The 7327-nt window shown below is 72.8% G+C and carries 8 protein-coding genes; 6 read left to right on the forward strand and 2 right to left on the reverse strand.

All coding sequences use genetic code 11. The features are described 5' to 3' along the window. Positions 1-150 precede the first annotated feature (150 nt). Positions 151-381 carry a hypothetical protein gene (locus ACNFOC_RS47705; protein ID WP_416965254.1) on the reverse strand — a complete coding sequence of 77 codons (231 nt, stop codon included), beginning with the start codon at positions 379-381 and terminating at the stop codon, positions 151-153. A gap of 180 nt (positions 382-561) precedes the next feature. On the opposite strand from ACNFOC_RS47705, the gene ACNFOC_RS47710 reads away from it, so the two are divergent. From ACNFOC_RS47710 to ACNFOC_RS47720, 3 genes are read left to right on the forward strand one after another with little or no spacing between them, the layout of a single operon-like run. Further along, entirely contained in the window at positions 562-774 is a 213-nt protein-coding gene (locus ACNFOC_RS47710) for a hypothetical protein (RefSeq protein WP_416965255.1), read from the forward strand. Further along, a complete protein-coding gene (locus ACNFOC_RS47715) occupies positions 771-1514 on the forward strand; it encodes an ABC transporter ATP-binding protein (protein WP_416965256.1) in 744 nt (247 codons plus the stop codon). Before ACNFOC_RS47710 ends, ACNFOC_RS47715 begins: the two co-directional genes overlap by 4 nt. 3 nt (positions 1515-1517) lie before the next feature. Then, positions 1518-4064, forward strand: a complete 2547-nt coding sequence (locus tag ACNFOC_RS47720; RefSeq protein WP_416965257.1) for an ABC transporter permease — start codon at positions 1518-1520, stop codon at positions 4062-4064. Positions 4065-4077: 13 nt separating this feature from the next. Here the strand turns inward: ACNFOC_RS47720 and ACNFOC_RS47725 are convergent, their stop codons facing one another. After that, the gene (locus ACNFOC_RS47725; protein ID WP_416965258.1) at positions 4078-5670 is read right to left on the reverse strand and encodes an XRE family transcriptional regulator; all 1593 of its coding nucleotides are present in this window, start codon (positions 5668-5670) and stop codon (positions 4078-4080) included. Positions 5671-5875: 205 nt separating this feature from the next. Between ACNFOC_RS47725 and ACNFOC_RS47730 the strand changes: the two genes are divergently transcribed. The 3 genes from ACNFOC_RS47730 to ACNFOC_RS47740 all read left to right on the forward strand — a co-directional run bounded on the left by ACNFOC_RS47730 (position 5876) and on the right by ACNFOC_RS47740 (position 7225). After that, the gene (locus tag ACNFOC_RS47730) at positions 5876-6184 is read left to right on the forward strand and encodes a hypothetical protein (RefSeq protein ID WP_416965259.1); all 309 of its coding nucleotides are present in this window, start codon (positions 5876-5878) and stop codon (positions 6182-6184) included. A gap of 116 nt (positions 6185-6300) precedes the next feature. Next, positions 6301-6483 (forward strand): hypothetical protein, encoded by a 183-nt coding sequence (locus tag ACNFOC_RS47735; protein ID WP_416965260.1) that lies wholly within the window; start codon positions 6301-6303, stop codon positions 6481-6483. Positions 6484-6532: 49 nt separating this feature from the next. Further along, a complete protein-coding gene (locus tag ACNFOC_RS47740) occupies positions 6533-7225 on the forward strand; it encodes a hypothetical protein (RefSeq protein ID WP_416965261.1) in 693 nt (230 codons plus the stop codon). The last annotated feature ends 102 nt before the right edge of the window (positions 7226-7327 follow it).

Consider the following 7327-nt stretch of genomic DNA (forward strand, 5'->3'; position numbering starts at 1 on the left):
GCTCCAGGACCGGCTGCTGCGCCGCGGCACCCCGGTGGCGTCGGCGACGCTCAGCTCCTGGCAGTCCGGCCGCTAGCCGCTGATCGACGCGGCCTCGCCCGACATGTCGGACACCGCGGGCAACATCTCCTCGGAGAACGGCAACGCCGTCTACACGGCCGTCGAGTGCACCGACGCCCCGACCACGCTCGTCACAGCTGTGAGGGCCAGCCAGAACACCAACAGGACAGCGAGCACAGCTGTGTTGAGCCCGGAGGCGAGCTGGCCGACGGCTCGGCCTGCGGCGCTCAGGGTCCGTAGCGCGATGTCCTTGAGGCTCTCGCGTCGGGCGGCTGCCCCACGGCCCGCCCCACCGCCCGCCTCGCTCGTGCTCGCTGTCATGCGAACGACCCTATGCCGTAGGGGAGTTCTTCGTAGACGGAGGAAGCGGGGAGTACAGCCTGCTGTACCCCGAACCGGGCGGGCTGCGGGATCGGCCGCGAGGGGTGCTGATCCATAGCGTCGGTGACGACAGCCGGACCTCTTCGGACGGCACCGCTCAGCACCACGGGAGAAGCCCTCATGACGAATGCGACGACCACCGATCCCGACGACCGGCTCACCCCTGGGGCCATCGCCCGCACCCTCCTCTGGGTCGTGGTCGTGGCCAGCGCGCTCACCAACATGGCGGCCTCCTTCGGCGGCGCCGACACCTGGGTGCACCTGGTGTGCGGCGCGGTCACCGTCCTGTGCGCGGGCACCCTCGTCGTACGCAACCTGCGGGGCCGGCGATGAACACCGCGGCCACCGTCACGGCCACCGCCGCCATCGCCCTGGAGGGCGTCAGCAAGGCCTACCCCGGAGGCGTACGCGCCCTGGACGACGTGTCGTTGACCGTGGAACGCGGCACCTTCCTCGCGGTGATGGGCCCCTCGGGCTCCGGCAAGAGCACGCTGATGCACTGTGCCGCCGGGCTCGACTCCCCGACGTCGGGCAGTGTCCGTATCGACGGTCACGAGATCGCCGGGCTGAACGAGACCAAGCGCACCCAACTGCGGCGTGAGCGCGTGGGGTTCGTGTTCCAGGCGTACAACCTGATCCCCTCCCTCTCCATCGAGGACAACATCACGCTGCCGCTCCGGCTGGCGGGACGCAAAGCGGACCGCGACTGGCTGCGCACGCTGGTGGAGCGGGTCGGGCTGGCCGACCGGTTGAGTCATCGCCCGGCCGAGCTGTCCGGCGGCCAGCAGCAACGGGCCGCTGTGGTACGGGCGTTGGTGGCACGCCCGGCGGTCGTGTTCGCCGACGAACCGACCGGCGCGCTCGACCTGCGCAGCGCCCACGAGGTCCTGGACCTCCTCCGCGATCTCGTGAACGACCTGCGTCAGACGGTCGTGATGGTCACCCACGACCCGGCCGCCGCCGCCCGCGCACACCACGTGCTGGTGATGGCCGACGGCCGGGTGGTCGACGCCCTCAAGGCCCCGACCGCCGACGAACTGGCAAGCCGTCTCGTCGAGTTGGGGAGGGCCTGAGCCATGTTCCGTCTCGCGATACAGATGGTCGGGCACCGCGTCACCGCGCTGATCGCCGTGGCCTGCGCGGTCCTCGGCGGCGCGGCGCTGATCACCGCCACGGGTGTTCTGGCCGAGTCCGGCCTCCGCTCCCACCTCCCCGCAGGCCGCCTCGCCGGAGCGTCGATAGTGGTCGCGGCCGACCAGGAGTTCCACCCGGCCGGCGACCTCCCACTCGCGCTGCCGGAACGCCGTAGGATCCCGGCCCAACTGGTCCGTGAACTGCGTGAGTTGCCGGGCGTGACCGCGTCGGTCGGGGACATCGGTTTCCCGGCGGCTCTCGTCGACGCGCACGGTCGGGTCGTACCGTCGTCGTCCGAGGATCCTCAGGTGGCGGGGCACGGTTGGTCCTCGACGAAGCTGCTGGCGAATGCGCGGGTCACCGGGAGCGCGCCGACCTCTTCCGGCGAGGTCGCGGTCGACAGCGCCACCGCCGCCGCGGCCGGTATCAAGCAGGGTGACCGTGTCCAGGTCGTCGTCAACTCCCGCCCCGCGAGCGGCTATCGCGTATCGGCGGTGGTCGACGCGCCGGGCGCGGGCGTCTACTTCGCCGACGAGACGGCCGTAGAGATGTCGGGTCTGGCCGGTCGCGCGGACCGTGTTGATCTCGTGGGCCTGCGCACCGCGCCCGGTGCCGAGGGGCGGGTCGCCGCTGAGGTCCGGGCGAAGTTGAAGGGCACCGGCACCGGGCTGCTGGTCGTCACCGGGGCCGAGCGGGGGGACGCGGCGGCACCCGGGGCCGGAGCTTCGCGGTTGCTGCTCGTGCTGCTCGCCGGTTCACTGTCCGGGATCGTGCTGCTGATCACCGGGTTCGTGATGGCGAGCGCGCTGGCCGTGGCGATCGGTGGGCAGCGGCGGGACCTGGCGTTGATGCGGGCCGTCGGGGCGACTCCGAAGCAGATCCGGCGGTTGGCCGCCGCGCAGTCCACCGTCGTGGCCGCCGTGGCCGTGGCGCCCGGCGTGGGGCTCGGGTATCTGCTGGCGGGACAGTTCCGCGGGCTGCTCGCGGACCGGGGGGTCGTCCCGGCCGAACTGCCGCTGACCTTCAGCCCGTTGCCCGCGCTCGCGGCGATCGTGCTCATGATGCTCGCCGTCCAGGTGTCGGCCCGCTGCTCGGCCTGGCGCACCTCGCGGATGCCGGCCACCGAGGCGGTCGCCGAGTCGCGGAGCGAGCCGCGCGATCCGTCGCGGGTCCGGACCCGTATCGGCGTGGCCGTCATGGTCGTAGCGACCGTCATGTCGGCGCTGCCGCTCTTCTCCCGCACGGTCATCGGCGCTACGGCGACCTCCCTCGCCGGCATCATCGGGGTGATCGGCCTCGCGCTGGCCGGCCCGGCGCTGGTGCGGGGCATCGGCGGCGCGGCAGCCCGTATGACCCGGTCCGGCACCTCCGCGCCGACCTGGCTGGCGATGGCCAACCTGCGGGCCTACGCCCTGCGCAACGCGGGGATCGTCTCCACGCTGGCCATGGCGGTCGTGTTCGTGCTGACGTACACCCTCACCCAGACCACCGTCCTGGCCGCCACCGCGCAGGACACCAGTACCGGAACCCTGGCCCAACTCCGGCTGAGCGCACCGGGGTTGGGCGGCCTGCCCGACGGCACACTCACCGCCGTACGGAAGACGCAAGGCGTACGGGCCGCCGCTCCCGTCGGGACGACCACCGTGGTGTGGGAGTACAAGGAGTTCGGTGACCCGGCGGTCGACTCGGGGGCCGCGACGATCCTCACGCCGGACGCGGCGGGCGTCCTCGACCTCGACGTACGGGACGGCAGCCTGAGCCGGCTCACCGGGGCGACCGTCGCCGTCAGCAGTGATGTCGCCCGTACCCGTTCCGCGACGGTGGGGCACACGGTGGATCTGGTCCTCGGGGACGGCACCCGCGTCGCCGCGAAGGTCGTCGCCGTGTACGGGCGGGGCCTCGGCTTCGGAGCGGTGGTGCTGTCCCACGACCTGGCCGCCGGGCACACCACGACGGCCCTCGACCAGTCCCTCCTGATCCGCACGGACGGCACGGCGAAGGCCCGGCAGAACCTCGCGGCCCTCGCCGCCGCCCGCCCCGGCCTGACCCTCGGACCCGCCAACTCCCCTTCCCCCGGCGGCCTTGAGGACGCTCCGCCCGAGGTGTGGATCAACCTCGCGATGATCGTGGTCCTGCTCGTCTACCTGCTGCTCAGCATCGCCAACAAGCTGGTCGCGGCCACGGCTCAGAGGCGGGTCGAGCTGGGTGCCCTCCGCCTCAACGGCACGACCCCCCGCCAGATCCGCGCGATGATGCGCCGCGAGGCCGCGATGACGGCCGCCACCGCGCTCACCGCGGCACTGCTGCTCTCCGTGATCCCTCTCGCCCTCCTGGGCCAGGGTTTCCTCGGCCACCCCTGGCCGGCGGGGCCGGTCTGGCTCCTGCCCGGGCTCGCGGTGTTGGTCACCGGTATCGCCTTCCTCACCATCGAACTGCCTACGCGGCAGGCGTTGCGGACTTCGCCGGCCGATGCGATTCGGGCGCAGTGAAGGGGAGTTGGGGCTACAGGAGGGCGCTGGCCCGCCGATGGCCCGGGATGTCCAGCCACCAGGCCGCGGCCGTGCGGGCCACCGGAAGGAAGTCGGCCCCCGTCAGGATCGCGGTGAGCAGGTCGTCGCGCGAGGCCATGCCGAGCGCGTAGACCAGGCTCTCCAGCGTGGCCGCGGTCACCGGGTCCCGGTCGTTCAGCCACGCGGCGTGGTGGTGGGCGACGGCACCCCGCAGGAAGTCGCCCGTGGAGCGGTCGGCGGCCACATGGCCGAGGCCCCGCACCGCGGCGTACGCGGTGGGCCGCGGCACGCTCGGCAGGACCGCCAGCCGCTGGAGCAGCCCGCGGTGACGGTGGTCGCCGAGGACGCGCAGCCCCTCCAGCAGCACCACCGCGAGTTCCTCGTGCCGGACCGCCATGGGGCGGACCAGCTCCGCCGCGAGCGCGTCCGCCAGCACCGGGCGGTACGGGGTGGCCGCGAGCAGGAAGGCGGCGTAGAGCCGGACGTCGAAGAGCGGACTGGCCAGCGCCTCGGTGATCAGCACGGCCGGTACCGCGGGATCGCACGTCCGGTCGGGATCGACCGTGCCGAGCCGCGCGGTCACCCTGCGGACGGCCGCCGACACGAGAGCGCGGGCATCCGGATCCGCCCCGGCCCCGGCCCCGTCTCCAGGTCGCCGTGTCGTGCCGCGGCGGCCCAGTACCGCGCGGGCGTACTCGGGGTGCACCGCGGACAGATGCCCGCGCAGCGGCTCGATCTGATCGCCGAACGGGCCGGTACCGGTGGAGTCCCGCACCGCCCGGACGAGGGTCCGCAGTTGGTCCTCGTCGAAGTGCCGGTACCGCACCTTGCGGAAACACGCCATGACCGCGCCGCGATGCGCCAACGGCCCGCTGGGCCGGGCGAGTTCACTCAGCACCAGGTCGGCGGCGTCGGGGTGACCGCAGTTGTCCAGGGCGCAGACGATCTCCGTGGCCGTCAGCCGGGCCCGGCCGGCGGCCATCCCGCCGCACACGGCGATGACCGTACGGCCGCCCCGCCGGTGGTTCAACAGCCGGTTGAGGGACTCGAAGCGGAGCATCCACGGCAGGTCGTCGGCGATCACCATCTCCTCGACGAGGCGCTCGGCGAGCGCGGACCAGGTGCCCGACGGCATCAGCACCGCGTCGGGACGCGCACACAGGCCGTCCGTCAACTGGTCCCAGTCGTCACCGGTCATCACGTCGCCGGACACCGCCTGCTCCAGCAGATCCTCCAGCGGCCTCGCGGCGGGGCCCGCCGGGTCGACGTCCAGGACGGGACCCGGTGCCCAGTACCGCCACACCGTGCGCGCGGTGGCGGTGAGCGTGTTGCGGGGGAGCGCGAGCAACTCCTCGTAGCGGCGAACCGCCCGCCAGGGAACGGGAGTTCGCCCCGTCTCCCAGCGCGATACGGTACTGGTGCTCACCTCGCGGTCGTACATCCCGCCGTGGAAGGCCGCCGAGAAGGCCGGCAGCGATCTCAGCGGTTTCTCCTCCGCCAGCAGGCGGTTGACCCGTAACAGCCAGGCGACGCGGGCCCGTCGTCCCAGTGCGGCACCCGCGCCGGCCGCCGCTTGTGCGTCCATACGGCCAGTCTGGCAGGACCCGCACGGCACCGGGGCAAGGACGACAAATGTCACCGCCATACCCCAATTCCCGCAGCCCTGGGGTCTCTCTTGCACCGCCCGACGAGGTGTGCAACGCACCGGGGCACGGCGTCCCCCGCGCGGTACCAACGGTGAACCGGCCCGTGTGCACGGGCACTTGGGCAAGCAGCAGGGGGAGAGAACGATGGAGACGGCTCTGGCGCTCGGGCATGTGATCGGGGTGGCGTTCGCGCTGTGGACCTTCAACGGGCGGGCGGGGGGCTCGTTCTGGCACGGCATCTCGCCGGGGCTGTTGCTCATCAGCCCGGAGTGGTTCGCGACCAGTGCGGTCAAGGCGTTCGGCTGGGAGATCACGCTCGCCGTGTGGCTGCTCAGAGGGCAGCCCTCCTCGCCGTGGGGCGTACGGCCCGGCAGCCGCTCGGGCCGGATCAGCCGGCTCACCGTCGCCGAACGCGCCGCGCGCGACCGGGCGGTGCGGGCCGCCGAGGCGTGAGGCGGCGGCCGGCCCACGGGCGGCCACTTCGACAGGACACCCGTCCACCACGGGATTCGGCGGGACGTCCATCCACTTCGACAGGACGTTCATCCACTACGGGAACGGAGGCCGGCGTGCGCTACACCGGCGACAAGGACACCTACTGCGCCGACCGCGGCTGCCGCAAGAAGGTACGGGCGATCCGCTGCCCGAAGTGCGCGGGAAAGGTCGGTTCCTGGACGACGTGCGGGCGGTGCGGCAACTCCGGCTATGTCTGCCCGAACTCCACGAACGAGCACCACGCCAAGGTCGGCTGAGAGGCGATCCCGGCCGCGGCCGGGGCGCGAACGGAAGGAGGGGGAGCCGATGGAGATCCTGCACAGACTCCTGGGACCCAGGCAGCTGCCACCCACCAGGGACGGCTACCAGGCGCCACCGGGCGCCCTGGCCGCCGGCTGGCACTGCGACGACCCGGACTGCGGGGGGAGCGGGTACTTCCCCGATCCCCGGCCCGGCATCCCGCGCCGCTGCGGGGAGTGCGGGAGCGGCACGTATCCCCGGTACGCCTGGCCGTGGCAGCACGGTGAGCGACGGGCGGAACTCGATGCCCTGCTGTCCGGGGCGGAGCGGGAGAACGACGTGTATCTGGCCCTGCTCGTCCGCTTCCACCTGCTGGAGTGGACGTTCGAGGACCACTTGATGGAGGGCCACCGGCGGGACGCCCTCGTGACCCTGGAGGACACCGACGCCAGGCTGCGCGTGGCGATGCGCGAGAACCCGTACTTCACCGAGGGCTCCCACCGGTTCGGCCTGCTCCTCGGGGCCCTGCGCAGCGGCGGCCCGGACATCGCGCTGCGGGTGCTCGAACCATGGGTGGCGCTGGCGCACGAACAGGGCCCGGGGTACGGCAGGGACCTGGAGTCGGACAACGCGAGCCGCACCAACTACCGGTGCCTGGTGAGCTCCTGCCTCGAGTGGCTGGGGGACGGGCGCACGGGGGGCCATCCCCGCCGGGGCACGGTCGTGGCCTGGGCCCCTGCGCGTAGCCGGCGTAGATGAAGGAGTCGATCCCGGCCCGCAGCATGTCGGTGACGACGGGCTTGACGTTCCGGGTGTTCGCCGGGATCACCCGGGGGTAGGGCGGGATGCCGTACCCGCGCA

This window comes from Streptomyces colwelliae, from assembly GCF_048158785.1.
Lineage (GTDB): Bacteria > Actinomycetota > Actinomycetes > Streptomycetales > Streptomycetaceae > Streptomyces.